1 protein-coding gene is annotated in these 1,446 nt (G+C 54.0%); it reads left to right on the top strand.

The window, feature by feature from the left end; genetic code table 11:
• Positions 1 to 23: 23 nt before the first annotated feature.
• Positions 24 to 1,446, top strand: a 1,423-nt coding sequence (locus HWQ67_RS18430) for a hypothetical protein (protein WP_218254155.1), incomplete at its 3' end; no start/stop codon positions are given.

Genomic DNA, 1,446 nt, shown 5'->3' with positions numbered 1-1,446 from the left:
TGAACCAGTGGGCGAGACTCCTCATGGCACAGGGCACTGATGCCGGCAAGATATACACATTTGAGACATCGATGATGCTGCAATCCCATGTGTTGCTGCAACCCGAGCAGGCATCCGTGCTGGTAGACGGCCTGTTTGCAAGTCTTGAGTCGATACAGGCCACGCCCGTAATAACCGCACCATCACCACCACCGGCAGACGTGATGCCTCCGCCATCCACGTCACCACCACCGGTCTATAGCAAGCCGCCACGGGCAACGCTTACCGTCAGCTTAAGACTCAACGCAAGCTACGCACAGGTCACGGAAGGCGTTGCACAGTACGACTCCGGCATAGCGATGACAAACACCAGTGCCGACTTTAAGACAACCAGGGTAGAGTCTCCCCCCCTGGCTCCTTCGACAAAGACAGGGGGATACATGCAGGTAACGGATGGCGCCATATCGGTAGAGCTATCTGCAGTACCTGTGTTTGTTGAACCTGGTGGCGGGCAGAGGTGTGCTGCCACTGCACGGTATAGTCCCTTTGGGATGTTGGCGGGTGATTTTGACAGCCAGGGTAGGGCAGTGGGGGAGAGGTATGCAGGGAATCTGGCGGCCAAACTGCCCTTTAAGCAGATTCGGTTTATAGGGCCAAACGGTCTGCACTTTGTACTCTACAAACATGGCAGTGATGGCGCCGGAGGCGGAGCACGGTATCTGGACAGGATGAAGCCCCTCTACGACGACGCTATATCAAAGGGATTAAACGTCATGCTCACCATAGACCCCAGTACGGCAATGGTTACCCCGGGGGTATTTAACAAACGTGGGGAGTTCGCCCAAGAGGACGTACAACAATATGTGGAGTTTCTCAAGGCAGCCATGCGCAAGTATCCAAATATAAAGGACTACAGCCTGGATACCGAGGCAGATGCCTCCTGGCAACCGGAGACATATGCCCGGGCACTGGAAGTCACATACAAGACGCTCAAGGGACAGTGTCCCAAGTGCCGACTTACCACAAGCGGGATGTTTAAAAACGATCTGCAGTTCTACGAGCAAGTCCTTGAGACCCTGAAGCGGATGAAGGTGAGGAAGGCCTTTGATTTCTTTGGCATGTGGCATCCCTATGGCGCCATGGACGACCTTCGTGTCAACGAATACGAGCAGATACGGCAAAACTACAAAGATACGACGGAGCTGTTGATGCGTTATGGCTATATCAATGTGCCGGTTTTTATCGGGGAGACAGGCTATCCAAGTGATTCACACGACCCACGCCTCTCAGCCGACTTTCACTCCGAGCGGAGGCAGGCTCGGGAGCTGATCAAGCGATTTGTAACGGCCATAGGCATTGGAGTCAAGCGGGCCTACTGGGCCACTACGGTTGATTATCACAGGTTTGGCGGCATTGAGGGTTATTTCGATTACACGGGAGTGATACACAACCCCGACAACAAACAGT

The sequence above is a fragment of the Candidatus Magnetobacterium casense genome (genome assembly GCF_019173545.1).
Taxonomy (GTDB): domain Bacteria; phylum Nitrospirota; class Thermodesulfovibrionia; order Thermodesulfovibrionales; family Magnetobacteriaceae; genus Magnetobacterium; species Magnetobacterium cryptolimnobacter.
Note: the sequence above shows the minus strand (reverse complement) of the source record. Positions and strands in the feature narration are given on the sequence as shown.